Here is a 26,466-nt window from a genome sequence, read left to right on the forward strand (position 1 = left end):
CGAAAGGGACGCAGACCGGTATACGGCGCGTCCCCTTTTCATGAGATGAAATGGCCTGATGATTAAGCGAATTGTTCCTGTTCAGTCGAGCCGTCGAGTGCAGTGGTCGAGGACAATCCGCCTGTGATAACCTGTGCTACTTCATCAAAGTAACCTGTTCCCACCTCGCGCTGATGCTTGGTAGCGGTATAACCGTAGACCTCATTGGCGAATTCCTTTTGTTGTAGTTCTGAGTACGCAGCCATTCCACGCTGCTTGTATTCACGGGCGAGTTCAAACATGCTGTTGTTCAAAGCATGGAACCCGGCGAGGGTGACGAACTGGAATTTATAACCCATGTCTCCGAGTTGATCCTGGAAGGATTCAATCGTTGACTCATCCAGTTTTTTGCGCCAATTGAACGACGGAGAGCAGTTGTATGCGAGCAGCTTGCCTGGGAACTTGGCGTGAATGGCTTCGGCAAACCGACGTGCCTCCTCAAGATTTGGCTCTGAGGTTTCACACCAAATGAGGTCAGCGTACGGTGCGTAAGCAAGGCCCCTCGCGATGGCAGAATCAATACCGCCGCGGATGCGGAAGAAACCTTCTGCTGTCCGTTCTCCAGTAATAAACTCATGATCTCGCTCATCCACATCACTGGTGAGGAGGAACGCTCCGTTCGCATCGGTTCGTGCCACGATGAGCGTTGGAACATCCATCACGTCAGCTGCAAGACGGGCTGCAATCAGGTTTCTCACAGCCTGTGATGTTGGGATGAGAACTTTGCCACCCATGTGTCCGCACTTTTTCTCGGAAGAAAGCTGGTCTTCGAAGTGCACTCCAGCGGCACCCGCTTCAATCATCTGTTTCATTAGTTCGAAGACATTCAGATGTCCGCCGAATCCAGCCTCTGCATCCGCCACGATAGGGGCAAACCAGTGAATATCAGAATTGCCTTCCACGTGGTGGATTTGATCGGCACGCTGCAGTGCCTGGTTGATCCGTTTTACCACGCTTGGCACGCTGTTCGATGGATACAGACTCTGATCTGGGTACATATGCCCTGAGAGGTTGGCATCGGCAGCAACCTGCCAGCCGCTGAGATAAATAGCTTGCAAGCCCGCCTTGACCTGCTGGACTGCCTGATTCCCTGTGAGTGCCCCGAGGGCTTTAACATGATGTTCATGGTTCAAGAGTGTCCAAAGGCGCTCTGCACCAAGTCGGGCTAGGGTGTGCTCGATTTTGATGCTGCCGCGCAGACGGATGACGTCTTCCGGCGTGTAAGGCCGTGTAATTCCATTCCAACGGTCGTTCTTGGTCCAATTCTTTTGCATCTGTTCCACGTCGTTGGTGAAAGTCATTAATAATTCCTCCTCAAAGTCAATTCAATGTATTTTTAAAGCGCGTTCCACGATTTTGACAGTGAATTTTGCTGTTCTGACAAAGCCCCCCGTGATCCAAAACGTCATTCTGCGATTTTCACGGAAACCTTACGCAAATCGCTGATACCCTGGGGTGGTGAGAAAGTCTTCGAATGTCTCTTGACGGGTCAGATCCCACAGAAGTTCTGCTGCCTCGTCAAACAGACGGTTTTGATCCGCATCACTGAGCTTTTGGCGCAAGGATGCAAGTTCTTCGTCCATAACGCTTCGAACGTAGTCGAGCGTGATATCCACACCAGTGTCGGTAACGCCTGATGGGTAGCGGATCCATTGCCACAACTGCGCTCGTGAAATCTCAGCAGTCGCTGCATCTTCCATCAGATTGTTGATGGGGACCGCTCCCGAACCGCGCAACCAGGCTTCGATATATTCAAGTCCAACACGTACATTCGTACGAACGCCGACCTCGGTGATTGGACCTTTGGGCGGGGTTAACAGGTCTGTGTTTCGCACAGTGAAGTCATCCAGCTTTTTATCCAGTTGATTTGGCTTAGGCATGAGCCTGTTGAAAACCTCGAGTGCCACTGGCACAAGTCCGGGATGAGCAACCCATGTTCCGTCATGGCCGTCTGAGGCCTCGCGTTCTTTGTCAACGCGGACCTTTTCGAGTGCCTGTTGGTTCGCCGCAGGGTCGTTTTTGATGGGGATTTGTGCTGCCATACCACCAATGGCATGTGCGCCTCTTCGATGACATGTTTGAATGGCTAATTTCGAATAGTTGCGCATCATCTCGGTCGTCATGGTGACAAGGCTTCGGTCAGGTAACACCGCACCAGGGTGAGAACGGTGTTTTTTAATGAAACTGAAAATATAGTCCCAACGACCGCAATTCAAACCGGAGGCGTGAGGGCGAAGTTCGTAAAGGATTTCATCCATTTCAAACGCAGCCGGAATGGTTTCAATGAGGACCGTAGCGCGGATGCTGCCGACAGGTATGCCAACATAATGCTCCGCGAACGTAAACACGTCGTTCCACAGACGTGCCTCCTGGTGACTCTCAAGCTTTGGCAGATAAAAATACGGACCTGAACCGCGCGAAAGCAACTCTTTGGCGTTATGGAAGAAATAAAATCCAAAGTCAAAGAGGCTTGCCGGTACGGGTTCTCCATCAACGAGGAGATGCTTTTCAAGCATGTGCCAACCACGCGGTCGTACAATCAATGTTGCCGGGTTGCCCCCCAGCTCATAGTGTTTCCCTTCAGGGTTAACGAAGGAGATTTGCCGTCGAATCGCATCGCGCAGATTCACCTGGCCCATCAGGCTGTTCTCCCAGGTTGGGGAATTGGCGTCTTCAAAGTCTGCCATGAACACTTTCGCGCCTGAATTGAGCGCGTTGATAACCATCTTGCGGTCGCCAGAAGGCCCTGTAATTTCAACGCGCCGGTCCTGCAGGTCGGCTGGCGCTGATGGCACATGCCACTCTCCGTCGCGCAGCTTTTTTGTTTCCGGCAGAAAATCAAGCGTGGCTCCCGCATCGAGTGCAGCCTGTCGACGTGTTCGAGCCCACAACAGGTGCTGACGGCGGGAATCAAATGAGCGTGCGAGATTCACAACGAAGTGCACAGCTTCGTGTGTCAAGATGTCACGAAACAGCGGGTTCTCGACCGGTGCGAGGTACACTCCGGTATGACCAGGCAGAACCTCATAGCTTACCTGCATGCCAAATCCCCCTTGCGAATCATGCGGCGTTACAACCCACCGCATTTTGTTGTATGACAACAATTCATTTATATGATCTGTTATACAACAATGTCAACACATAAATTTTTTTATTTGTATAAAAAACTCAGCACATTTATTTTGTTTTGTGTTATATAATACAACAAACAATATCTGATTGTGTTATACAACACAGTGGGGGTGGCCACGATGAATAGTTCAGCGATGTTTCAGCCAGAGTGGAACCGAGTTCAGCGCAGACAATTTCGCCACATGGAGGTGCTGCGAAGGATGACAAAGTCATCAGGAGTTGGTGAAGACAGCTTTCCAGTAGAGGATTTGACTCGAGGAGAATGTGTTTGCCTGGAATGTGGACGTGAGTTTGGGGTACAGCGGGAAGGCGCCATGTATATGTGCGAACGGTGCACGGCAAAGGCAGAGTAGCCCTCTATTGCGATGGGAACGCGGCCTGTTCCATTGACGAAACCTTATCCGTGTAATATCCTGTAGATAATACACAAAACACATAATGTTACTCGGAAAAGGGAGTTCGACAATGACAACAACGACAACGACGAATTCTGCATCCCGGCCCATATCCGTTCCGCGGCCGCTGGTTCGTGTCAACCAATGGTTGATTGTCCTCTCTGTTGTACTTGCATGGGCAACGCGCGATGTTTGGATTATGGCCATCCCACTCGTGTGCGGACTATGCGGTTTGTTTTTGAACTGGAACCCCGCGATGAAAATTGGCCGTCTCTTTTTGCATAAGCCAATGAGCGAATATATCCCTGAGGATCGCGATCAACAACAGTTCAATCAGGTTATCTCGGTCGTCTGCTTGGGACTGGCGATTTTGTCTGCAATTCTTGGTTGGACGATTGTGATGTACGTGTTTTCGGCATTGGTTCTGGTTGCTGCGTTTATCGCTATTCTGGGTTTTTGCATCGGATGCTTCATTCGGTATCAGTGGTCGCAGTATCGTTACAGACGGTCAACCCGTGCAAGGTAACGAATACAGACCAGCACTCATACCGGCACTCATACCGATTACATGAGACACTTCGATGTGACGTTGCAGCACCACCTGTTGAATTGCACGGCAGCTTTCACGGCAACGAAAACAATCTGGAACAACTGGAACAATGAATGACGCCTTGACCGGAGAAATGTCAGGGCGTCTTTTTGTTACATAAACTATTTTTGATGCTATAAGTTGTCAGACTGCAATGGTAGAATTCGTAAGACTGATATTTTCTGATGATCGTTTCGATTGACGTCTCCGTTTTGGCGTTGAGAGGAAAGGAGCACCTAATGAATACACCAGAATGCGCGGCCTGTCAGGGGAGAACGGGCATCGTGATCGCTTTTCCGGATCGCCATGCGCTGACCGCAGTCCTAAATGGGCTACATGCAACACATACATCCGACTGGCGTCTGTTTGAAAACCAAACCATATGGTTCAGCCTTTCCTTCGCTTATAATTTGCTTCCTTATTGGGAAGAGTTTCATACCCCTGAAGACTGGCAGATGCAGTATGCCACCCTATCTGCAGACGGTCGAGTCGAGTATGGGGATGTGCTTCACTGGCAAGATTTCCGGGTTGTTAACCCAAGCTTGTGGGTGGAGGACATTGTGCGTGAGCAGCGACTTCGCATGATGATGCAGCCGATTGTGGATTTGGCCGCCGGCAGGGTCGTCGGTTACGAATTGCTTGCCCGCGGCATCTCAAAGGACAACGAAGTGATTTCCCCGCTGAAGTTATACCAGGCCGCTCGTGAGCAGAACCAGTTGTTTCGCCTTGACAGAGCTTGTCGGATTTGCGGAATTGAAACAGGACAAGAGGTCCCTGCCGATGCGCTGATGTTTATCAACTTCATTCCAACCTCTATTTACGTGCCGGAACACTGTCTCGCCACGACAATTGCGGCTGCCGAGCGCTGTGGAATCGAACGCAATCGTGTCGTATTCGAAGTGGTAGAAACAGACCTTGTCGAGGATATGGGGCATTTGCGACGGATCCTCGAATATTACCGGAAACAAGGCTTCCAAACGGCCCTTGATGATGTCGGTACGGGCTACAACAATCTGGACGTCTTAGCGGCACTCGAGCCCGATATTGTGAAACTCGATCGCGCGTTTGTCTCCGACATTCATGAATCCAAGGAGAAGCGGGACGCCGCCAAGCAAATCCTTGAAGCGGGGCGCAAAATTGGCGCACGCATGTTGGCAGAAGGTGTCGAGCGGCCTGAAGAGGGTAGGGTTCTGCTGGAGATGGGTTACGAATGGCAGCAGGGATACTGGTATGGACGCCCCGATTGGAAAGCTCCGTCTGTTCCGGCAGAACGCATGGCACCAGTCCAGATTGGCTAAAGCTGACACTTTGCCGTTGCAAAGTGCCGCTCAGATTGTGTAAAGTAATACCATATTGTTGCAATGTCGGGCAGTGATTCGCCGGCACTGAAATATGACGTCTAGCTTGGATACGCTTGATATGTATCTTGGATGGGGAAGGTGTGCAGGAAGTGGGTAGCTTTGGTATTTCCGCTCGATTGATGCTCGCAGTGGCTTGATACGGGACAGATCTGTCCATTTTCGCCATACCGAGCTGACGCGAAGCGGAGAAGCACCTGACCTGCGATGATAGGACTGCTGACGACACGTATGTTGGCAGGCATACTACATGCAGATACAACAGGGCTTACAGCCCTGTTTTTTTGATCTCTTCGCCCTTCGCTCGGCTGGAATCAATGTCCAGTACGAGGAGGAATCCCCTGTGAGTTTATTGAATGCGGATAATATCTCATATACATTTGGCGACCAACTCATTTTTCGTTCCGTCAGTATGAAGTTGTCTCAGCACGATCACACTGGCCTGGTTGGTGCAAACGGCGCAGGCAAGACGACTTTGCTGTCGCTTTTATCGGGGGAGCGGCAGCCGGATGAAGGCAAGATTGAGTGGCTCCCGGAAACCCGAATCGGGTACCTCGAACAACATCTCAATTTAAACGAAGACATGACTGTTCGGGATGTCCTTCGGAGCGCCTTTGCTCCTCTGTACGATATGGAGCGTCAGATGATTGACATGGCGGACAAGATGGCTGCAGCTGAGGATGTGTCAGAAGCGGAGGATGTGTATAAAGGCGAGCGGACTCGGTTGGATTCCTATTTGCGCCGCTTTGCAGAACTTGAGGAGCAACTGCAGCAGTCAGGGTTCTACCAGGTTGAGATCGAGATCGACCGGATCGCGGAAGGCCTCGGTCTATCTGAAATTGGCCTCGACAAGACTGTTGGGTACCTAAGCGGTGGGCAAAAGACGAAATTGGCTCTTGCCGTCTTGCTGTTGCAGAAGCCGCACGCACTTTTGCTTGATGAACCAACGAACTATCTGGACCAGCAGCATGTAGAGTGGCTCGCAACGTATCTGAAAAACTATCCTCATGCATTTGTGGTGATCTCACATGACGAGTTGTTCTTACAGCAGGTCGTCAATGTCGTCTTTCATCTGGAACACCACCGTGTCACGAGATATCCCGGAGATTACCGAGCCTTTGCGGCAGCTTACGAGCTGCGGAAGAATCAAGTTCAGACAATGTATCAGCAACAACAGGCGGAAATTCGAAGACTTGAGACGTACATTCAGAAAAATAAGGTGAGGGCTTCGACGGCCAAACAGGCAAAAAGCCGGGAGAAGCGTCTGGAGAAGACGATGGAGAATCGGATTAAGCCGCCAAAGCTGGCTGCCAGACCGCACTTTCGTTTCCATTTTTCGAAGCCAGCTTCCGGAACGGTCATGGAGGCGACAAAGCTTCTCGTCGGCTATGGCGATCCGCTCTTCCCACCACTCGATTTGAAGTTGAAACAAGGGCAGAAGGTGGCGGTGACGGGGTTTAACGGGATCGGGAAAACAACGCTGCTACGCACCCTGCTCGGGCAAATTCCGCAACTGTCAGGACAAGTCAAACTCGGAGATGGTGTTGTAGTCGGTTACTTTGAACAGGAACCAAAGGTTGATGGCGTCGAGAGTGCAATTGAAAGGGTATGGGGAGCATTCCCGGCGCTCACGCAAAGGGAAGTGCGAACGGGACTGGCGCAGTGCGGCTTGCGCGGAGAGCAGGTATTTCAGGCCTTCAAAGACCTGAGCGGGGGCGAACAATCGAAAGTCCGCCTTTGCCAACTGATGATGAGGCAGGCAAACTGGCTCGTACTTGATGAACCGACCAACCATCTGGATGCGCTGGCAAAGGAAGCGCTTCGCGATGCCTTGGCGAAGTTCCCTGGGACGGTTCTTGTCGTTGCCCACGAGCCGCAGTTTTACGAGGACTGGGTCACAGATGTGTGGGATGTGAGCGCGTGGAGCAACGAAGAAGCTGGTGCGTTGGGAGAAGACTAGAGTGGCCAGGCGGCAGATGGCGTCGTAAGGGGGGAGCATGGGACTGGGACAGAAGGTCGGTGTCGCAAGCAGACAGCATGGGGACACAGGGACTTTGTCGCCAGCGGAGTAGAGCGGGCAAACGAGGCAGTCACATGGGGGAGGGGACCAATAGTGAGTAAACTGACACTTAAGGTTAATTTGTCTCCGCTGGAAGCATTAGCGAAAGTAACCGAGGTGATGGGGGTTGACCTCGTCCACGAAGAGCAGCATAAACTTGACGGTGGACTTGAGATCGGCACACTCATCTTCGAAAAATATTACATGCGGGTGAAAAACCGGATCGCGCTGATTGTGATAGCAGACAACTTTCAAGGCAGTACGGAAATTCGGGCCATTGCGACTGCAAGTTCTGAGGGGATTATCTTCAACTTTGACTGGGGAGCAGGGGATAGTTTCTTGCGGGAGCTGGAAGGTATCTTGGAACCATATGTCACCCATGCGGAATGGGTAGACTGAAAGGGATATGAAGGTGGAAGGCGGCCTTAGCGGCCGCCTCAGATTGTCGAGAAAGTTCATCGGATGAAAAATCCCTTTGCTCAATGCCCAACCGCATAGGAACTGAGTTCCTCTGTAGTCAGACCCGTGGCGACTCGAAGGGATTTAGAGGAACTGAGTTCCTCTGCAGTGGGACCCGTGGCGACTGCGAAGGATTTAGAGGAACTGAGTTCCTCAACAACCTGAGGCGGCCGCCTACGAATGAATGGAAAAATGACCGGCAGGGTCGACCCTCGTGAGCGTCCGACGCACCTCGGGAGCCCTCCGAAGCACCTCCGAAACACCGACACAGGTAGGGTACAGGTAGGGCGTTAAGTATCATACAAGGGACAATTTGTCCCTACGGCAATCTGCATTCTCCCGTGTCTTCATCGATCAGGGGAAAGATTGTTCGCTAACCGCTGAATTCTACACACGGGTGAGAAATTAGGGGGAAATGTGTACCTTGTTCGCCAGATCGAGTGCCCAAACAGCCTCCGGACAGGTCAGAAGGGAAAAAAGTTCCCTTGTTTGGATGCGGAATCGCGAAAAATACCGTATAAGAAACAAAATGACTGTTGTTGACGATTGCCGCCTCGCTGTCGGTGAGGCTGCCCCCTACTGCCCCCCATACTGTCCACTGCCCCCTCGCTGTAGGTGATTGCCCCCCGTCTGGTGCACAGGCTTATTGTCTTATGTCTTATTGTTGCCTCAGGCTGCGCGCGATGGCTTCTGCCGCACGTTGGACCAAGGGTATCCACGATTTGCGTTCCTCAGTCGTGTGACGGAAGAGCGGACCGAGCACGGCTACCCCTCCAAGTAACAGGCCCTGCCCTGTTCGAATCGGTGCTGCGATGGCAAAAGCCCCTTTGTCCAGTTCCTCTTCACTATAGGCATAGCCATCGTGCACGATTTGCTCCAGTTCGCACTGCAAATCAGCGTTCAGGACCCTGCCGAATCCCGATCCTGACATGTTTCCCGTCTCGGCACCGGATGGTGTACTCAGGTCACCGCTGCTCGCCGACGCCCTGACGCGAGTCATGTAGGAATGTTGCTGATCCGGTGGCAGGTACGCGAGCAGCACTTTACGGGTCGCTCCCCTGTGCAGAGGGCGCATGCTGCCGACGACCGTCGTCAGTTTGATGCTGTTTGCACTGTCGATGGAGGCGATGCATAGACCGTCGTGGCTGACCGGATCGACAACCGTTAGGCTTACACTCTCGCCCGTTTCCCGCGCAAGCTGTTCCATCCATGGCCATGCTGCCCGTTTGAGTTCTTCATGAGGATTCGCGGCCATACCCAGCGTAAACGCAGTGAGGCCCAAACGGTACTTCCGAGTCGTCGGATTTTGATACAGGTAACCATACTCGACTAAGGTGGCTGTCAGCCGCGACACGACGGTCTGCGGCAAGCCCAGCCTCTGCACCAGTTCTTTGATCCCAAGTTCCCTGCCTTGAGCCGAGGCCGATCCCGATTCACCCAGGTTGTTACCGAGATGATTTAACCCACTGTCTGGTTGATCGCTTTGGAAGCAGTTTAAGAGCATGAGGCCGCGCGCCAGAGTTTGCGCGGTTCGGGTCTGCTGTGCGCGATTCTCCGTTGTCCGGGTCTGTATCGCTCCGGCCTGCACGACTTCCGGGCTCTGATCTGTCCGGGTCTGCTGTGCGCGCGCCTCCATTGTGCCCGTCTGAGCCGTTCGAGCCTGCGCTCTCTCATCGTGTGTTGCCCGGGTCTGAGCCGCCCGGATCTGCGCTCTCTCATCGTGCGCCATCTGGGTCTGAGCCTTACTGGATGTCTGTTCCTCGATGGCTCACACCTCCGGGTTCCATGCCGGGAGCATTTTGTTGAGCGGCCTGTCTTCGCGAAATCCGAGTGCGTACTCGGCCTGCATAATGGTGTGGATTTCGTGGGTCCCTTCGTAAATCACGAGGGCCTTCGAGTTCCTGAGGAAGCGCTCCACCGGGTACTCGTTGGAATAGCCGTTCGCGCCGTGGATCTCGATGGCGTCCGTTGCCGATTTAAACGCCGTGTCTGCCGCGACCCACTTGGCAAGTGAGGTCTCACGGGTGTTCCGGACGCCTTGGTTTTTCAGCCACCCTGCACGGTACACCAGCAGATCGGATACCTGCAGTCCGGCTTCCATTTTCGCAATCATCTGTTGCACCAGCTGATGGTGGGCGATGGCTTTGCCGAACGTTTTTCGTTCGAGCGCGTATTTGACCGAGGCATCGAGGCAAGCCCGGGTTAATCCGGCAGCCCCTGCGGCAACAGTGAAGCGTCCGTTGTCGAGAGCAGACATCGCAATCTTGAACCCTTCGCCTTCTTCGCCAACGCGGTTTTCCACTGGGACACGGACGTTCTCAAGGATGACCTCACCTGTGTCACCGCCGTGGATGCCGAGTTTGCCCTTGATGGGGCGTGTGGTGACCCCCGGGAACGAACGTTCTACGATGAACGCCGTCATGCCTTTGTGTTTCAGACTGGGATCGACGGTTGCGAACACCAGGATGTTGTCCGCGTAATTGGCCATCGAGATCCACAGTTTCGATCCGTTCAGCACATACGAGTTTCCGTCACGGACCGCGCGGGTGCGGATGGAGCCAGCGTCTGACCCTGCGTCCGGTTCAGTCAGACCGAATGCTCCGAGTTTCTTGCCTTGGGCTTGAGGAACCAGGTAGCGCTGTTTCTGGTCTTCCGTACCCCACTGTAAAAGGGTCATGCTGTTTAGACCAGTATGTACTGACACCGCAGTCCGATAGGCTGTGTCCCCGTATTCCAGCTCACTACAGACAATCGCTAAGGCGTTGTAGTCCATTCCAGCACCGCCGTATTGCTCCGGAATGCAGACACCCATCAGGCCAAGCGCTGAAAGTTTGTCGATCACGCTCATTTCAAAATGGTGATCCTCATCCCACTCCTTAATGTGCGGCAGGATCTCGTTTTGCGTAAACCTGCGGACCATCGACTGAAGCTCAAGTTGTTCTTGACTCAGTGAGAAATCGAACATGTTTTCAACACTCCTTTGTCTATCCATGATTGAACTTGCTCTGGCAGAAAGCCAAGCTCGTTCAGAACATCGACGGTGTGTTCGCCGTGCCTAGGAGGAACGCGCTTGTAACAGACTGGGCTCTCCGACAGCTTCAGCGGGCTCGCAACCAGACGTAAATCGCCAAGCACGGGATGGTTGACATGCCACAGCATGTCTCGCCTTGCAGTGTCCTCAGCTTCTAGCGCTTCTTTCACACTTAGGACGGGCCCCGATGGAACATTCGCCTCAGCACAGCCAGCAAGGATCTGCGATGTAGTAAGCTGCTTGAAAGTTGCAGACAGGACCCTGACCAAAGTGTCCCGGTTCGCCACTCGCAGTTCGTTCGTTTGAAACCGCGGGTCTAAGAGGACATCATCAAGCCCAAACACGCGGCACAAAGCCGCAAATTGATGATTGTTACCGACGGTGATAATGACGGAACCATCTGCTGTATCAAACAACTGATAAGGAACGATGTTTGGGTGACCATTTCCGAGCCGGGGGGCGTCTTTACCTCCAATCAGCACATTGCTTGCCACATTTGCCAACATGGCAATTTGAGCATCGTAGAGCGCCATGTCGATCCGTTGGCCTTTTCCCGTTCTCTGTTTGAACAAGAGTGCAGCCTGAATCGCAATCGTCGCGTAAAGTCCAGTGAAGAGGTCTGTGATGGCCACCCCGACTTTCATCGGCTGGCCTTGTGGTTCACCCGTAATCCTCATCAGTCCGCCAACAGCCTGCATGATGTAGTCGTATCCCGGACGTAGGTCATTACTGCCATAACCGGAAACGGAGCAGTAAATAACCTCCTGGTTGAACTCACGGATGTGGTTGTAGGAGACCCCAAGTTTATCGGCCACAGGCGGAAGAAAGTTGTGAATGACAACATCAGACTGTTTCACTAAGCACTCGATGATCCGCTTGCCCTCAGTAGATTTGAGGTCCACAGCGATAGAACGCTTGTTTCGGTTGACACATAAAAAGTATGCGCTTTCACCGCCAACGAACGGCGGCCCCCAAGTCCTTGTTTCGTCACCTGTTGCGACGGGCTCCACTTTGATGACATCAGCACCGAGATCGGCCAGGTTCATTGTGCAAAACGGGCCGGCGAGCACTCTGGACAGATCGAGGACCTTGATACCGTCAAGTGGCTGCAGGTCCACCATCTCCTTTCGAGATCCGATAATCGAATGATGATTCCTATAATCAATGGTAGAACAGTTTACTGAACATTACAACTAGAGCCCCGGAAATCCCTCAGGGGAGATTCGACAAGGGACACGAAAGTAGGGACGCAGAAGTAGGGACGCAGAAGTAGGGACGCAGAAGTAGGGACGCAGAAGTAGGGACGCAGAAGTAGGGACGCAGAAGTAGGGACGCAGAAGTAGGGGCGCAGAGAAAGGGAGAAGGAAGACCGGAAACAAAAGAAGGGGCAGAAGACCAAGGAAGTCGATTCCGGGGTCCAATCCTATCGCAGATCTTCGAACAAAGGGGAGAGCTTCTTCTTGTTCAGGTTGTCGTTGGTTGTATTCCTGGTACCGGTTCTGCTACCGGCGTCCGTTTCGATATCGGATGGTTCCAGACCTCTGGGTTCACTGGAAAGAGTAAAAGAGCCGGGCAGTGATGTTTGAGATTCCTTTTCCAATCCAAACTCCATCAGTATCCGATGGAGGTCTCTAACGGTTAACGGGCGTGCCTCAGGGATGAGTTCGTAACTCAGTTCCCCGTTTGACTCAATAACTGCGATTTCAATGTCGGACAACTTTTCGATCCCGGCTTTGCGGAGCCGCGTGTTGAGCTGCCCAAATGTCATATGTAGTTTCTTTAGACGGTCTCCGTAAGGTACACCGTTTTCGATCACAACGGTTGGCGGCGGAGTCATGAGTTTTGTCAGGAACTTCGACCGCAGTTCAAACCATTCAAAGACCCACAACAGACCAACATAAAGGCCGAGTGCAGCAACGGTTTTCCCAAGCCCCTTATCCACCAGCGGGCCTACCATTACTGCACCGACCGAGATCATCACGACTGTTGTCGCAATGGTCATTTGCGAGAGTGATTTCTTGCCTGAAAGTCTAACAAACACCAAACTGCAAACAAACAATACAACGCACTTGATAATGACACTCAAAGACGACACCTCGTTGTATCAGACGATCTCAACGGACGACTCTTCAGTCGAAACCCCCCGTACATAGAGATCTCTCTCCACGACAGACTTCAACCAGAGTTCCATCGTGACCAAACTCCATAAAAGTCTTGCGGACCGACGCTGAGCATCAGGAGAGCTCGAGAGCAGGGATTCAACCATCTGCCGCTGGTACATATCTTTGGTTACGGCGTCTGGAGACAGCAGAAGATCGCGAATCTGATCATGCCATTCGCCATACACCCATGCTGTAATGGGAACAGGGAAGCCTGCTTTGGGACGGTGAAGCACATCGTACGGAATCACATCCTGAAATGCTTTCCGGATGATGAACTTGTGTACACCTCTGCGCATCTTATATTTTGCCGGCAAGCTCAGTGCGTATTCAAACAATCGTTCATTTAAGAATGGCACACGCAACTCTACTGAGTGCGCCATTGATATTTTGTCTGACTTCGTCAGCGTGTTCTCCGGCAGCCAGTGTACGCAGTCAAACAGTAACATCTGCTGCAGCGGATCGATATTCGTACGAGCGTGATCGCTCAGATGAAGGAATCTTGTGATGGTGCTTGCACTCCAGTGCCTTGGCGCGGTCTTGGCTGCGTCTCGGAGTTCCTGTGCAAACAGGCGGTTTATTTCATCCGTATCGAACAGTTCACCAATACTCCGGTACCACTCTGTGACGGGCTTGATGGAGTGCTCGACAAGGTTCGTACCCGGCCAGCGAGCGTCTTTCAGGAATTCGTACAACCCCTGTCTGAAGTTTTTCGGGAACGCATTTAGTGCTCTCAGCCAGTACGTTTGCCGGTACAGACTGTACCCAGCAAACAGCTCGTCCATTCCTTCACCGCTGAACATGACGCGGTGTCCAGATTGATGCGCCAGCCGGCTTGCAAACCAGAGCGGCAGTGCAGTCGGATCGGCGATGGGTTCATCGAGATCGGAAACAATCTGGGGAAGTAGATCCCAGGTTTCATTTGCGTCGAACTCTTCTGCACGGTGCTCACAGCCGAACAGGTCAGCGACCTGACGCGCATAGCTGTGTTCGTCGTATTCGGTCGATACGTATTGATTTGCGGAGGCGGGGGGCTTAAAACTGACTGTAATGGTATTCGGCGCCGTCCCAAACAGTTTCGTTTGCAACGCGACGAGGAGCGTTGAATCGAGGCCTCCGCTTAACAGTACGCTCGACTTTACTCCGTCGGCCCGTTGTGCGTTAACTGCATCTTCAATCAGCCCACGCACATGCTGTTGCTTTTCAACGTCTGTTGTGAGATGAGAAACGACGGGGGCGGTCGGACTGGAATCACTCGCTTGCCGAGCGGGGTTGACGGATGAATCAACATCAATCGATGTCATTAGCGTCGGTTTCCAGTACCCTTGCACACGCAATTGACGTCCATGAATGACGGCGTAATGGGCGGGCGGCAATTTTTCAATGCGCTCGACCAATGTGTACGGGGCAGGTGCAAACCGTAATTCGTGATAGGATGCGAGTGCGGATACGTTCAGCTGACCAGGCGCAAAAGGGAGCAGCGCTCTTAGCTCGGAAGCAAAGGCGAAGGCATCGTCAGTGTTGATGTAGTACAAGGGCTTCACGCCAATGCGATCGCGCGCGATCAGCATGCGCTGCCGTTCAGCATCCCAGATGGACAGCGCAAAGATACCCTCCAAGTGTGAGAGGAACTGCTCACCATATTCTTCATACAGGTGAATGATGACCTCGACATCGGAGTCCGTCTGGAATTCGTGACCGTGGAAGGTCAAGGTTTCTTTTAGAGCATGATAATTGTATATCTCACCATTACAGACAACAGCACAGGTGTGCGTTTCATTCCAAATTGGTTGAACACCGTTATCGCCGCCGACAATTGCAAGTCGTGTCATTCCGAGTGCGACGTTCGGATTAATAAAATGATAAGTGGCGTCCGGACCTCGGTGCTCCAACTCCGTCAGCATTGCTTTCAAGTCTTCCGTGTAAAGCAAACCTGAGTTGGACCGTGGGACGATGCCAGCGATTCCACACATAATTTCAACCTCTTTCCCTGGGCAAAAGGCATCACGTTCGGAGCAGGAATCTCTTTAACTCTTAACTGTGGCAATGGTTGCCAAACGATTGTAAGATACCCAGATGAGAGCAAAACAATGCGTTCTTTAAGATTGCATGACCACATCATGAGAATTTGGTGAGAAACACCCACTCAAAGACTTGCTGCTCTACTTTAGGAGAAGACATCGGTGTATGATGCGATTGCGAGGTGAGATGATGGACGAACTGTATCGAAGTACGGATGAGCAGTACCGAATTCTCATTGTCGAGGATGAATTGGATATTGCCGGCTTTTTAAAACTCGAACTGGAACATGAAGGCTATGAGGTCGTCGCTTGTCATGATGGACGCAGCGCATTAGAGGAAGCACGAAATCAGGAGTGGAACTTGATTATCCTGGATATTATGCTGCCTGGTATCAATGGTATGGAGATTTGCAGACGGATTCGGACGCAAAGTGACGTGCCGATTATCATGTTGACGGCGAGGAATACAGTTCCGGACCGGGTTGCAGGTCTCGACAGCGGGGCGGACGATTACGTCGTCAAGCCGTTTGCGATTGAAGAGCTCCTTGCTCGCGTACGGGCTCTAATTCGTCGCAACGTCCCCAAGTCAAAAGCGGAACAAATGCAACTTGGCGGCCTGACTTTGGACAAGGCTACGAGAGAGGTTTTCCGCGGCGAGGAATCGATTCAGTTGACGGCGCGGGAATTTGACCTGTTAGAGACCTTCATGATGCACGCGAATCACGTATTAACAAGACAGCAAATCCTTGAATTGGTCTGGGGATATGATTTCGTCGGTGAGACCAATGTGGTCGATGTTTATGTCCGTTATCTGCGGGCCAAAATTGATGTCCCGTTTCGCACACAACTAATTCAAACCGTACGTGGAGTCGGTTACATTTTTAAAGTTTGACAGGATTAAGCTGTGGAAAGTCAGTTAGATGGCACGACCAAACAGCCAGCCGCAAGTCCGTTGACTGGCATGACCAAACAGACTGTAAAGGCCAGACTAGGTGGGATGGAATGAAATTAAAAATCGCATCGTTTACAGCTGTTGTCATGATGGTCGTACTCTGTATTCTGGATGTGTTCATTTACTTTACATTACAGACCCATCTGGCGAACCTTCAAATGGGCAACATGAATAACACTTCGGTGTCCGCGGCGGATTATGTGGAACGTGTACTGACCGACGGGGGAAGCCTGCGTACCGGGTCGGATTATCGTTGGTTGGACCGTTTTCTGCGCGAAGGGCAGGAGATCTACGTCCTTGGTCCAGATGGCAAAGTTCGTGGACGAACGGGGGCCAATTTACTGAAAACCGTTGCACCGCCTGTGGATGTGGAGTCAGGCGTGCAACAGGGGCATCTGACTGTGCACGGCGCTTCCATCATGTACTCCGTAACTCCCATTGTTGATGACGACTCTGCCCGGATTATTGGGTACGTAGAACTCCTTTCGGACACCGCTTCGGAAAAAGACTACATGAGGTTGCTTGTTACAGTGCTGGTGATTGGATCGTTTGGTGCCGTCCTGTTGACAGCCCTCGGCGGATACGTCATTTCGGCAGCAGCCACGCGCCCACTGAAGCGGATGATGATCACGGTGGGACGCATCGAGGCAAACCGGTTGCATGAACGGGTGCCACTGCCCCGCCGAAGGGACGAGGTGGCAGCTTTATCGCAGGCATTTAACCGCATGCTGGGACGGATTGAGCGCTCCTTCGAACAGCAGAGCCAATTCGTGGCTGACGCGTCGCATGAAATCCGGACACCGCTGACCATTATCCAAGGTTACGCAAATCTGCTCAAACGGTGGGGGAAATCGGATCCCAATGTGCTTGAGCAAGGGCTTCTTGTGATTGAAAACGAGTCGAGAAGATTACGTACGCTCGCCGATGACCTCCTGACCCTTGCCGGGATGGAGGCTTCAGTCAACGATGAGCCGCATGTTGTGGATGTTGATGAAGTCATCGCAGAGACGATTGAAACGCTCGCGCCGCTTTATCCAGAGCGGACCATTCAGTCCTTTCTTGGAGGAGCGGAGGTCGCGATGGCTCCTTCGCATTTCAGAAGACTCTGCACAAACCTGCTCGACAACGCCCTCAAATACACGCCGCAGGGGCAGGAAGTTAATGTTCGAACTTCTGTGGATGGCCGCGTGGTGCAACTCGAATTTGAAGATACCGGTGCAGGGATCCCGGAAGATGCGCTCCCACATATTTTTGAGCGGTTTTATCGTGTAGAGAAGTCCCGAGATCGCAAAGGCGGTGGGACAGGACTTGGTTTGGCAATTGTCAAGGAACTCATCGATCTGTACGGTGGGACCATCGGTGTTCACAGCACCCTCGCGCAAGGAACCACGTTTACGGTACGCTTGCCGCGTGTACGGGAACGGCCAGGAAAGACACAGGAGTAGGGCGTAGGGCGCAGCGGGCGTAGCGGATATGGCGTAGGGCGCAGCGGACATGGCGTAGGGGCGTGGGTTATTGACGTTCCTTTTTTGTTTACATAGGATAGAATGGATGATCCGTCTGACTTATTTGGCTTGCCTGCATCTTTTATTAGACATTCTGAGACGGAAAGACTTGTCTGTCCAAATGAGGTGAATACCGTGACTGTGCAAATCAGAAAACCGTTGATCGGGATTTCGGGTAATCGTAATAACCGCAAAATGGATGTTGCAGCACCGAATTTACTTGGCGTGAATGTCAGTGACGACTATGTACACGGGGTTGAAACTGCAGGCGGGATCCCTGTGGTCATCCCGTTTTACGAAGACAAAAGCAGCGTAGACAGTCTCGCAGCTCATCTCGATGGCCTTTTGTTGTCCGGAGGAGAAGACATCAATCCCTTGTTGTTTGGCGAACAGCCGAGGCGTGGTCTTGGCAGTGTGACGCCTGAGCGCGATGAGCTAGAAAAAGCCTTGATTGAAGTCATGATGGAGCAAGGGAAACCGATTTTGGCCATCTGCCGTGGGATTCAAATTCTCAATGCGGTACTCGGCGGGACGCTCTATCAAGACCTCCCGAGCCAGTGGGCAAGCACCATTCAGCACGCGCAAAAGTCCCGTCGTGATCACCTGAGCCATACAATCCGCATCGAACGGGACAGCAAACTGTTTACCCTTCTCGGCAAACAAGATGAGGTGTACTGCAACTCATACCACCATCAGGCCATCAAGGAGTGTGCTCCTTCTCTTCGTCCGGTCGGATGGGATCCGGACGGCTTAATTGAAGCAGTCGAACACGTGGATGCAGACTTTGTCGTTGGGGTGCAGTGGCATCCCGAAAACCTGTGGCGAACGACGCCTTATTATCTGGGACTGTTCCAAGGCCTCGTCGAGGCAGCAACGAAGGGATAAACACACCCGCCAAAGGATAGTCACACCCGCGAAACGATAAAGACACCTGCCCGCACCGTAACAGACATTCCGAAACAATTACATTCAAAAGGGTACTCACCGTGGTCCTTCCTGCGACTTTGCCAGCCAGGAAGGACCTCTCTTTCTCAATATATTTTATATATCAAAATATTGACATATATATATATGTCGGATATGGTAATATACGTGTTTGAGCCGGGGAGGAACGTTGTTCCCTGGCATTGTTTGCAGGCCGTGGAGGTGAGCGGGGTAGACAAAGACGGGGTACTTTTATTCCTGCACGTGGTCCGGAAAATGTCACGGGAAGTGAGCGAGGCGCTTCGCATCCCGGTTGTCGGACCCCAGGTAGAACTGCTTGAATTGCTGGCCAACCAAGGACCTATGAAGATGTCCGATCTGGCTGCGGAACTCGGGATCTCACTTGGAGCGGTGACTGCGCTTGCTGACCGGATGGTGCGCGCAGGCGTCATCGAGCGAAAGCGATCCACAACGGATCGGCGTGTGATTCTACTCGTTCAGACGGATCACGGCCGTCAGGTGCTTCAGAACATCTCGGAGACGCGCAGCGCCGTGATGGGGCGGTACTTTGGACGTCTGACCGACGAAGAGATGATGCAGATGGAGAACATCTGCCGAAAGATGCTGGGAGTAGAGAAATCCAGATAATGACCAAGGTGGTGTGAGAGAGGACACATGTCTATGAGTGAACAAGTTACAACGGGGGAACATCAGCACGAGCACGTGAATATTTGGCACCAGCCGATGGCGGTTTGGGCTGTTGCGTTTGCGTGTGTGGTTGCATTTATGGGGCTTGGCTTGGTCGATCCGATTTTGCCTGCCATTGCAACTCAACTGCACGCGTTGCCCGCAACAGTTGAGCTGTTGTTTACCAGTTATCTGTTGGTGACTGGTATAGCCATGCTGATCACAGGTGTCGTATCATCCAATATCGGGTACAAAGCAACCTTGTTAACAGGCCTCTTTTTGATTGTCGTTTTTTCCGCTCTCGGCGGTCATGCAGCCAATGTAGGGCAGATCATCTGGTTCCGTGCAGGATGGGGACTTGGCAACGCCCTCTTTATCGCCACCGCACTAGCGGTCATTGTCAATGTGGCCAAAGGTGGAACGGAAGGCGCCATCATTCTGTACGAAGCAGCACTGGGCCTTGGGATTTCAGTCGGTCCGTTGCTCGGAGGGTTACTCGGGGGCATCAGTTGGCGCGGACCATTTTATGGCGTAGCTGTATTGATGTCGATTGGCTTTATTGCAATTTCCACGTGGTTGCGGGGGCTGGAACGTCCGAAACGGCGCAGTTCGATTGCCGATCCGTTCCGCGCTCTCGGACATGGCGGATTGTTTCGCCTTGGTTTAACCGCGCTGCTCTACAACTTCGGCTTCTTTACCCTTTTGGCATACACGCCTTACGTGTTGGCGAATTTCAAGGTGGGTGTTCACGGACTCGGCTTCATCTTCTTTGGGTGGGGTGTGTTGCTTGCGCTCACCTCGGTATTTGTAGCGCCGAGACTACAAGAACGTTTTGGGACTCTGGCTACATTGATGGGCGTACTTGTGTGTATTGGACTTGATCTCTTGTTTATCGGGCTGGGTTTGTCTTCTGAGATAGTCGTGATTGTCATGGTCATTGTGGCCGGGGCATTTCTTGGTGTCAACAACACCTTGATTACGACGGCAGTCATGGAAGTATCACCGTTCGAACGGCCAGTCGCGTCTGCCGCGTACAGCTTTATCCGCTTCTTTGGCGGTGCGATTGCGCCTTGGGTAGCTGGCAAGCTTGCTGCGGCCTACAGCCCGCATGTCCCGTACTATGTCGGGGCGGTGGCGCTGGGGTTGGCGGTACTCGTGCTGCTCAGCGGCCGCAAATACTTGCGCGCGATTTGATGGAGAGTGTAAGGTGCGGAATGGGCAGGCGGTGGCGACCGGTGGGCCGTGCGCGGGGGGCGAGGGGGGCGACATCCGGATCGTCTATCCGGCCCGACTTCCGGATCGTCTAAAGGAACTCAGTTCCGCTATTGGTTGGCGGGCGGCGCCCTTGGGTATTTTAGAGGAACTCAGTTCCGCTATTGGATGACGGCCTGCGCCCCCGAGTGTTTTAGAGGAACTCAGTTCCGCTACGGCGGGGCGAACGGCGACCCCTGGTATTTTAGAGGAACTCAGTTCCGCTATCGGATGACGAGCGGCGCCCTTGGGTGTTTTAGAGGAACTCAGTTCCGCTATTGGATGACGGCCTGAGACCCCGGGTGTTTTAGAGGAACTCAGTTCCGCTATTGGATGACGGCCTGAGACCCCGGGTGTTTTAGAGGAACTCAGTTCCGCTATTGGATGACGGCCTGCGCCCTTGGGTATTTTAGAGGAACTCAGTTCCGCTATCGCCCGCCCCAAAAACCCATAAACGGATTAGGTGAGCCCAGGAGTCTTCACTCCTGGGCTCTTTATCAGTGAGGGAAGCCTCCCAACCAAATCATGGGATCGTCGCGAACGGACCGCGGTTACCGTAGAGCATACTTACGGCTCATCGCCGATGCGATGTCACCCTGCGATGGCTCCCATTAAACGATGTATGTTATCCCGGCGATGATGGCTCGCGAAAACTATGGTTACCCCCGGCGATGGTTGCGGCCTGGACCACGCCGCCGCTCCCTTCGCACTCGAGCCAAGTTCAACAGGTTGAAGACGGTGAGCACACCAAACAACCCAGTAGCAACGAATGCTACGTCTGCTTCTGTATAGGCGGTCTTTGCTTGCAAGTACAGGCCTGCAACACCACTCACACAGGTGCAGAGTACCCAAACGCTGCGGACTAAAAGCTTCTCCTGGCGTTCAATTCTGAAGAGTGCTTCCTGAAGGTCGAGTCGAATGCTGAGATCACCTTGCTCAGCCTGTTTAAGAACGCGTTCGAGCGACTGTGGCAAACGGATGGAGGCTGATGCCGTCTCGGACGCCTGTGTGAGAATCACATCCGCTGCAATGGCGGCCTTGTCGCCAAGAAAACGACGAATCAGGTCGGTAGCCGACTTTTTCCATGCACTTTGACCCTGGCTGTTCGGATCGTCCAGCAGGCGATTCAGCATCGGTAATGCCCGCGTCTCGAGGATATTCATCCACTTGATGTTGGGGTGGAGCGATGTTGCTACGCCTGCAACCATTCCGATGGTGCGGCCAAGGAACATAAACTTAGCCTGCAAAACCAAAGGTTCATCGTGCAGGAAGTTTTGGAAATCATCAACAAACCTATCGAGTTCAGGGCCCTTCTGCAACTGGATTCCCGTGATCCGATCGAGGATGACACCGAGGGCTCGTCTCAGAAAGCGACGGTCCGCATGGGCTTGCAAAAAGCCGAGTTCGTCCATGCACTCGACGACCGTATCGAGATCGCGCAGGAGTGCAGCTCGAACCAGCCGTGCAAAGGAAGAAACTTCAGACGCAGGCAGATCCGCCATCATCCCAAAGTCGAGGAAGCAAAGTCTGCCATCGGAAAGGACGAAGAGATTCCCGGGGTGCGGATCGAGATGGACAAACCCGTGTGCCAGCAATTGTTCCAGGTAGGCATCGACCAGTATGTTCACGACACCCCGCGGGTCAATATTTGCCGTTTTCATCGCCTCGAGATCGGTGATTTTGATACCTCGCATAAACTCCATGACGAGCACACGGCGAGAAACAAACTCTTCATATACGCGAGGAACCACGATGTTTGGTCTGTCCCTGAACTGTTTTGTGAAGCGTTTTAGATGATCCGCTTCCGTTCGGTAGTCAAGTTCCTCGAGCACATTTTTTCGAAACTCTGCGTAAATCTCATTGACCCTGAGCCGCTTGCCTGTCTTTGTGAAACGATAGAGGACTTGCACCACTCGGTGGAGGGCCCGAAGGTCAATCTCTGCGAGTCTCTCGATGCCGGGGCGCAGCACTTTAACAGCTACAGCTTGTCCGTCTCGAAGCACTGCCTCATGAACCTGTCCGAGCGACGCAGCGGCAATCGGCTCTTCTCGGAACGAAGAAAATACCGTCTCGAGCTTTGCACCGAGTTCCGATTCCACGGCGGACTGTATCCTGCGGAACGCAACCCCTGGAACAGCATCTTGCAACTGTGTCAGCTCCCGTGTAAATGCGAGCGGCAACACATCTGCTCGCGCACTGAGAAACTGCCCAACCTTGACAATGAGCCCTTGCAGACGTAAAGCAGCCCGCCGAACACGCGCGCCTGAGCGGGCGTAGACGCGGGCTTCTGCTTCTTCGAGCATGGAACCGGACAGCTTTTTACGCAGTCGCTTGATTGTGCGGTAATCCCGCAAGAACGACAGCGCCAAGAGGAAAATCTGTAAAGACCGAGTGATTTGTCGCCACACAGCGAGATCTCCTATCTACAGCAGGCGGTTATTCAGCCGATTTGGTATCTTCCGGCTCCTCGTCCCAAACAGCCAAGGCTTCCCGGAACTTGGTGCGGAAGCGCCGAGCCTTATCGCGGTACGCGTCACGGTCTTCATCAGACAGACGGCTTTTTGCGACGAATTTAATTCCAAAGAGCAACAATAACAGGCGCAATGGAGCTGGTACTGGGCAATACCTGCGTCGGAACCAAAACATGCCTACCACACCCTTCACAGTCTCAAAATGTCGTATAACTGATAGTTCAACGATACAGCGTTAGGAGGTACTGGTCAATCAGACAGCGTTGAGTCGACCGCAGGTGGCCACGGGATCACGTTGATAAAGTGGACGATTGTCGGCTGTTTGTCACGGATACTCTCGCCTGTATCGATCGAATTGAAACGCTGTTATAAAACAGGAACATGCTTATAAATTCAGTATTCATACACACATTCGGGAAACTTTAAAACCACATTTAAGACTGTTCTCATCAAAAAATAGGCACTGTTTTGTGTTGCATCTTCAAAAGTATGTTAGAATTCAGAGTATTAAGGCGGACAGAGAAAACGTTTACAGAGCTTGGCCATCCATGTTGACTAGTATGTCTAGCAGGTAAGCACTATCGAAATGGTTGGTCTGGAGCTTATGTCTCTGTCTGTCGCAGATTATCATCTGTTTCGAGGAGGGTTTCGCATGCAGGACTGCGGTTGGAAGATCGGTGGCAAACAGGGCGAAGGCATCGACAGCACAGGCGATATCTATGCCATCGCATTGCATCGAATGGGTTACTACGTCTTCACGTACCGCCACTTTATGTCCCTCATCAAAGGTGGCCACACAAACTACAAAATCCGTGTGGCTGATGAACAGATTCGACATCATGGAGACCTGGTACACGTGCTGATTGCCTTTGACCAGACGACCATTGATGAGAACTGGCAGGAACTCGCCGACGGTGCTGTTGTCATATACGACGGTGCGGCATTCGAAGCAAAACTGCCTGGCGATCGCGATGTGAACCTCTGTCAGGTGCCACTCACCGAGATCGCGAAACAAGCAGGTGGTGCCATCATGAAAAACATGGTGTCCATCGGGGTTACGGCGGCAATTCACAATATGGACCCAGAGTTATTTCACCCAGTGATTGAAGACAAGTTTGGCAAGAAAGGCGCCAAAGTCGTCCAGTCGAACCTTGAAGCGGTGCGGCAAGGCTATGTGTATTACGAGGAGCATTACAAGGCACACATTCCGATGCCTAAACCGAGCGTGGTACCTTCCGACGAACGGCATTTTTACGTCTCGGGCAACCAAGCTGCAGGTTTTGGAGCACTGGCTGGCGGGTGCCGCTTCCTTGCGGCCTATCCAATTACGCCGGCGACGGAGATCATGTACTGGCTTATCAACGAGATGCCGAAGCACGGCGGAATTGTAGTACAGGCAGAAGATGAGATTGCTGCCGTGAACATGGCCATCGGGGCGAACTTCTCCGGCGTGCCAGCCATGACATCGACTTCAGGACCTGGTTTTTCACTGATGATGGAAGCACTCGGTCTCGCAGGCATGTCGGAGACGCCGTTGGTCATTGTGGATGTGCAGCGCAGCGGGCCGTCGACAGGTCTGCCGACAAAGACGGAACAGAGCGACTTAAACGAAGCTCTGTACGGGACACACGGGGAAATTCAGCGCATTGTCTTGACGCCTCGGACTGTCGAAGAGTGTTTCCTCTATACGGCGGATGCTTTCAGCCTGGCAGAGAAGTATCAAATGCCGGTGATTGTTCTGACCGATTTGTACATGGGCATGTCGTCGCAAACGATTGATCGGTTTCCAGCCGACAAAGTAATGGCCGACACAGGCAAGCGGATCTCTGACGAGGCTCTGTTGGCGCTCGAACCTGGTGCATTTGTTCGTTACGACGAAACCGTGAAAGACGGAGTCTCCCCACGCAGCCTGCCAGGGCAGAAAAACGGGAGATACGTCGCACTTGGCAACGAGCATAACGGCATTGGGCTTGAAGTCGAAGAGACCTACATCCGCCAGGCACAAGCTGACAAGCGGATGCGGAAATTGCAGCACTTTACCCACCAGAGTGGTGTCACTGTGGACGGTATCAAAGATGCACCGTTCGCCCTTGTCGGTTTTGGCAGCACCTATGGCCTGCTGGAAGAAGCACGCCAAAAGCTCGCACAGAGTGGACTGCAGGTCAAACACATCCACTTCTCACGGGTTGCTCCGTTCCCCAAAGAGGATTTTGCAGCAGCTATGGGCGGGGTGGAGCGTGCACTTGTCGTTGAATTGAATCAGCAAGGACAACTCGCCAATGTCATTCGGCGTGAAGCAGGTTACCACGACATCCTGTTTAACGGACTGAAATACAATGGCGATCCGCTCTATCTTCACGAGGTGCTCGAGCGCGCGGGTCAAGTCTTCCCGATGGGGGTGCTGCAGTAATGTCTACGATGAAGGATTTTAAAGCAGAAAAACCTACTTGGTGTCCAGGCTGCGGCGATTTTGGCGTCTTAAATGCGATGCAGCGTGCCGCAGTGTCGCTTGGACTCGAGCCCGAGAACGTGGCGGTCATCTCCGGTATCGGCTGTTCAGGTAAAATGTCGCAGCACTTTGGCGGCTATGGATTGCACTCTCTGCACGGCAGGTCATTACCGACTGCTCAGGCGGTAAAACTGGCCAACAAGAACTTGACGGTCATGGCGGCTGGCGGTGACGGGGATGGGTTTGGCATCGGCATGGGACACTTCATCCACGCGATGCGCCGGAATGTGGACATCACATACATCGTGATGGATAACCATATTTATGGCCTGACCACAGGGCAGGCATCACCGACGAGTGACATCGGATCGACAACGAAGACCTCGCCGCACGGAACCGTGGAGAAACCGATTGAGCCGCTGCAACTCGCCCTCTCGGAGCGTTGTGGTTTTATCGCTCAGGGATTCTCTGGTGACACAAAGCATCTTGCGACGTTGATTGAAAAGGCCATCCGCCATCGCGGATTCTCGTTTGTCAACGTGTTCAGCCCGTGCGTGACATTCAACAAGGTCAACACGTATGAGTTCTACAAGACGGGCCTCGTAAACCTCGATGAAGACGAAGGTTACAACAATGCGGATCGATTTGAGGCGATGCGCCGAGTAAGTGAGGCTAACAACCTTGTGGTCGGGGTAGTCTACGAGGACCCAGCACAGACGGCTTACGAAGACACCGTCTACGGTTACCCGTCTGAGTCCCTCGTGAGCATGGAGCGCGGCCTAAAGCAGGAAGAGTACGACCGCATTCTCGCTGCTTTCCATTGAGTCTAGAGAACTTCGCTGATGAGTCTAGAGAACTTCGCTGAAGTGTAGAGAAGTTCGACGAAGTCACCAAATGTTGTTTCCGTTTGTGAGTTATCTCTCAGCGCCCTTCATGCAAGAGGCGCAAACTAAAATAGATAAAGATGTCTGCAGTGCGAAGATCA

The 26,466-nt window shown here is 52.7% G+C and carries 22 protein-coding genes; 12 read left to right on the forward strand and 10 right to left on the reverse strand.

What is annotated here, in order from left to right; translation table 11 throughout:
* Positions 1-62 precede the first annotated feature (62 nt).
* Together aceA and aceB are read right to left on the reverse strand one after the other, a co-directional pair.
* On the reverse strand, positions 63-1,340 hold the full coding sequence (aceA, locus tag AN477_RS00870; RefSeq protein ID WP_054967295.1) for an isocitrate lyase: 1,278 nt from the start codon (positions 1,338-1,340) through the stop codon (positions 63-65).
* Between the two features lie 129 nt (positions 1,341-1,469).
* Positions 1,470-3,080: a malate synthase A gene (aceB, locus tag AN477_RS00875; RefSeq protein ID WP_083485817.1), complete on the reverse strand. Its 1,611-nt coding sequence runs from the start codon at positions 3,078-3,080 to the stop codon at positions 1,470-1,472.
* Between the two features lie 210 nt (positions 3,081-3,290).
* Between aceB and AN477_RS00880 the strand changes: the two genes are divergently transcribed.
* The 5 genes from AN477_RS00880 (at position 3,291) to AN477_RS00900 (ending at position 7,971) form a co-directional block, all read left to right on the forward strand.
* Positions 3,291-3,524: a hypothetical protein gene (locus AN477_RS00880; RefSeq protein WP_054967296.1), complete on the forward strand. Its 234-nt coding sequence runs from the start codon at positions 3,291-3,293 to the stop codon at positions 3,522-3,524.
* Between the two features lie 112 nt (positions 3,525-3,636).
* Positions 3,637-4,092, forward strand: a complete 456-nt coding sequence (locus tag AN477_RS00885; protein ID WP_054967297.1) for a DUF4395 domain-containing protein — start codon at positions 3,637-3,639, stop codon at positions 4,090-4,092.
* Positions 4,093-4,394: 302 nt separating this feature from the next.
* Positions 4,395-5,453, forward strand: coding sequence for an EAL domain-containing protein (locus AN477_RS00890; protein WP_169787825.1), 1,059 nt, complete (start codon positions 4,395-4,397; stop codon positions 5,451-5,453).
* 403 nt (positions 5,454-5,856) lie between these two features.
* On the forward strand, positions 5,857-7,473 hold the full coding sequence (locus AN477_RS00895) for an ABC-F family ATP-binding cassette domain-containing protein (protein WP_054967299.1): 1,617 nt from the start codon (positions 5,857-5,859) through the stop codon (positions 7,471-7,473).
* A 153-nt stretch (positions 7,474-7,626) separates the two neighbouring features.
* Positions 7,627-7,971: a DUF6054 family protein gene (locus AN477_RS00900; protein ID WP_054967300.1), complete on the forward strand. Its 345-nt coding sequence runs from the start codon at positions 7,627-7,629 to the stop codon at positions 7,969-7,971.
* Between the two features lie 718 nt (positions 7,972-8,689).
* Here the strand turns inward: AN477_RS00900 and AN477_RS00905 are convergent.
* The 5 genes from AN477_RS00905 to asnB all read right to left on the reverse strand — a co-directional run bounded on the left by AN477_RS00905 (position 8,690) and on the right by asnB (position 15,194).
* The gene (locus AN477_RS00905; protein ID WP_054967301.1) at positions 8,690-9,760 is read right to left on the reverse strand and encodes an IclR family transcriptional regulator; all 1,071 of its coding nucleotides are present in this window, start codon (positions 9,758-9,760) and stop codon (positions 8,690-8,692) included.
* Between the two features lie 39 nt (positions 9,761-9,799).
* A complete protein-coding gene (locus tag AN477_RS00910; protein ID WP_054967302.1) occupies positions 9,800-10,996 on the reverse strand; it encodes an acyl-CoA dehydrogenase family protein in 1,197 nt (398 codons plus the stop codon).
* A complete protein-coding gene (locus AN477_RS00915) occupies positions 10,978-12,180 on the reverse strand; it encodes a CaiB/BaiF CoA transferase family protein (protein WP_245631665.1) in 1,203 nt (400 codons plus the stop codon). The genes AN477_RS00910 and AN477_RS00915 overlap by 19 nt, the downstream gene beginning before the upstream one ends.
* Before the next feature lie 305 nt (positions 12,181-12,485).
* The gene (locus tag AN477_RS00920) at positions 12,486-13,148 is read right to left on the reverse strand and encodes a DUF421 domain-containing protein (protein ID WP_054967304.1); all 663 of its coding nucleotides are present in this window, start codon (positions 13,146-13,148) and stop codon (positions 12,486-12,488) included.
* Between the two features lie 18 nt (positions 13,149-13,166).
* Entirely contained in the window at positions 13,167-15,194 is a 2,028-nt protein-coding gene (asnB, locus tag AN477_RS00925) for an asparagine synthase (glutamine-hydrolyzing) (protein ID WP_054967305.1), read from the reverse strand.
* Positions 15,195-15,411: 217 nt separating this feature from the next.
* Here asnB and AN477_RS00930 point away from each other — a divergent pair, with 217 nt between their 5' ends.
* The 5 genes from AN477_RS00930 (at position 15,412) to AN477_RS00950 (ending at position 20,504) form a co-directional block, all read left to right on the forward strand.
* Complete coding sequence (locus tag AN477_RS00930) at positions 15,412-16,134, forward strand: response regulator transcription factor (RefSeq protein ID WP_281176297.1); 723 nt, start codon at positions 15,412-15,414, stop codon at positions 16,132-16,134.
* A 110-nt stretch (positions 16,135-16,244) separates the two neighbouring features.
* Positions 16,245-17,639 carry a sensor histidine kinase gene (locus AN477_RS00935; RefSeq protein WP_054967306.1) on the forward strand — a complete coding sequence of 465 codons (1,395 nt, stop codon included), beginning with the start codon at positions 16,245-16,247 and terminating at the stop codon, positions 17,637-17,639.
* Positions 17,640-17,834: 195 nt separating this feature from the next.
* Positions 17,835-18,584, forward strand: coding sequence for a gamma-glutamyl-gamma-aminobutyrate hydrolase family protein (locus AN477_RS00940; RefSeq protein WP_245631666.1), 750 nt, complete (start codon positions 17,835-17,837; stop codon positions 18,582-18,584).
* A 261-nt stretch (positions 18,585-18,845) separates the two neighbouring features.
* On the forward strand, positions 18,846-19,271 hold the full coding sequence (locus tag AN477_RS00945) for a MarR family winged helix-turn-helix transcriptional regulator (protein ID WP_169787826.1): 426 nt from the start codon (positions 18,846-18,848) through the stop codon (positions 19,269-19,271).
* Between the two features lie 27 nt (positions 19,272-19,298).
* On the forward strand, positions 19,299-20,504 hold the full coding sequence (locus AN477_RS00950) for an MFS transporter (RefSeq protein ID WP_157061742.1): 1,206 nt from the start codon (positions 19,299-19,301) through the stop codon (positions 20,502-20,504).
* 84 nt (positions 20,505-20,588) lie between these two features.
* On the opposite strand, the gene AN477_RS24110 is transcribed toward AN477_RS00950, so the two are convergent.
* The 3 genes from AN477_RS24110 to AN477_RS00960 form a co-directional block, all read right to left on the reverse strand.
* A complete protein-coding gene (locus AN477_RS24110; protein WP_157061743.1) occupies positions 20,589-21,005 on the reverse strand; it encodes a hypothetical protein in 417 nt (138 codons plus the stop codon).
* A 215-nt stretch (positions 21,006-21,220) separates the two neighbouring features.
* Entirely contained in the window at positions 21,221-22,969 is a 1,749-nt protein-coding gene (locus tag AN477_RS00955; RefSeq protein WP_054967309.1) for an ABC1 kinase family protein, read from the reverse strand.
* Positions 22,970-22,997: 28 nt separating this feature from the next.
* A complete protein-coding gene (locus AN477_RS00960; RefSeq protein ID WP_054967310.1) occupies positions 22,998-23,207 on the reverse strand; it encodes a hypothetical protein in 210 nt (69 codons plus the stop codon).
* A gap of 477 nt (positions 23,208-23,684) precedes the next feature.
* Here AN477_RS00960 and AN477_RS00965 point away from each other — a divergent pair, with 477 nt between their 5' ends.
* The gene (locus tag AN477_RS00965; RefSeq protein ID WP_157061744.1) at positions 23,685-25,442 is read left to right on the forward strand and encodes a 2-oxoacid:acceptor oxidoreductase subunit alpha; all 1,758 of its coding nucleotides are present in this window, start codon (positions 23,685-23,687) and stop codon (positions 25,440-25,442) included.
* A complete protein-coding gene (locus AN477_RS00970; protein ID WP_054967312.1) occupies positions 25,442-26,305 on the forward strand; it encodes a 2-oxoacid:ferredoxin oxidoreductase subunit beta in 864 nt (287 codons plus the stop codon). The genes AN477_RS00965 and AN477_RS00970 overlap by 1 nt, the downstream gene beginning before the upstream one ends.
* Positions 26,306-26,466 lie beyond the last annotated feature (161 nt).

The organism is Paenalicyclobacillus ferrooxydans (genome assembly GCF_001399675.1).
GTDB classification, from domain to species: domain Bacteria; phylum Bacillota; class Bacilli; order Alicyclobacillales; family Alicyclobacillaceae; genus Alicyclobacillus_B; species Alicyclobacillus_B ferrooxydans.

What these genes read in the sequence shown, in the direction of transcription:
- aceA (WP_054967295.1), bottom strand. Translation starts at nt 1,340, where the DNA reads ATGACTTTCACCAACGACGTGGAACAGATGCAAAAGAATTGGACCAAG.
- aceB (WP_083485817.1), bottom strand. Translation starts at nt 3,080, where the DNA reads ATGCAGGTAAGCTATGAGGTTCTGCCTGGTCATACCGGAGTGTACCTC.
- AN477_RS00880 (WP_054967296.1), top strand. Translation starts at nt 3,291, where the DNA reads ATGAATAGTTCAGCGATGTTTCAGCCAGAGTGGAACCGAGTTCAGCGC.
- AN477_RS00885 (WP_054967297.1), top strand. Translation starts at nt 3,637, where the DNA reads ATGACAACAACGACAACGACGAATTCTGCATCCCGGCCCATATCCGTT.
- AN477_RS00890 (WP_169787825.1), top strand. Translation starts at nt 4,395, where the DNA reads ATGAATACACCAGAATGCGCGGCCTGTCAGGGGAGAACGGGCATCGTG.
- AN477_RS00905 (WP_054967301.1), bottom strand. Translation starts at nt 9,760, where the DNA reads ATGGCGCACGATGAGAGAGCGCAGATCCGGGCGGCTCAGACCCGGGCA.
- AN477_RS00910 (WP_054967302.1), bottom strand. Translation starts at nt 10,996, where the DNA reads ATGTTCGATTTCTCACTGAGTCAAGAACAACTTGAGCTTCAGTCGATG.
- asnB (WP_054967305.1), bottom strand. Translation starts at nt 15,194, where the DNA reads ATGTGTGGAATCGCTGGCATCGTCCCACGGTCCAACTCAGGTTTGCTT.
- AN477_RS00930 (WP_281176297.1), top strand. Translation starts at nt 15,412, where the DNA reads ATGCGATTGCGAGGTGAGATGATGGACGAACTGTATCGAAGTACGGAT.
- AN477_RS00935 (WP_054967306.1), top strand. Translation starts at nt 16,245, where the DNA reads ATGAAATTAAAAATCGCATCGTTTACAGCTGTTGTCATGATGGTCGTA.
- AN477_RS00950 (WP_157061742.1), top strand. Translation starts at nt 19,299, where the DNA reads ATGTCTATGAGTGAACAAGTTACAACGGGGGAACATCAGCACGAGCAC.
- AN477_RS00960 (WP_054967310.1), bottom strand. Translation starts at nt 23,207, where the DNA reads ATGTTTTGGTTCCGACGCAGGTATTGCCCAGTACCAGCTCCATTGCGC.
- AN477_RS00965 (WP_157061744.1), top strand. Translation starts at nt 23,685, where the DNA reads ATGCAGGACTGCGGTTGGAAGATCGGTGGCAAACAGGGCGAAGGCATC.
- AN477_RS00970 (WP_054967312.1), top strand. Translation starts at nt 25,442, where the DNA reads ATGTCTACGATGAAGGATTTTAAAGCAGAAAAACCTACTTGGTGTCCA.